Here is a 241-nt window from a genome sequence, read left to right as displayed (position 1 = left end):
CTCACCGTTTCGCTGTCGACGGCCGCGCTCGCCGTCTCCATCTTCACCGCGGGCTTTGTCTCCGAAGGCTGGAGCCGCCACAAGCTGATGACGATGTCGCTGACGGCTTCCGCGTTGCTGACCATCGGCGTGTCGATTGCGCCGCAGTGGCATCAGTTGCTCGTGTTGCGCGCGCTCGAAGGACTCGCGCTCGGCGGCGTGCCGGCCGTCGCGATGGCCTATCTCGCGGAGGAAGTTCACC

The 241-nt window shown here is 66.4% G+C and carries 1 protein-coding gene; it reads left to right on the top strand.

The annotated features are described in order from the left end of the window. The coding region (locus SB753_RS40745) for an MFS transporter (RefSeq protein ID WP_410805634.1) at positions 1 to 241 on the top strand (241 nt) is incomplete at both ends.

This window comes from Paraburkholderia sp. SIMBA_053, from assembly GCF_046534895.1.
GTDB lineage: Bacteria > Pseudomonadota > Gammaproteobacteria > Burkholderiales > Burkholderiaceae > Paraburkholderia > Paraburkholderia caledonica.
The sequence above is the reverse complement of the archived record's forward strand: the minus strand, read 5'-3'. Positions and strand labels throughout refer to the sequence as shown.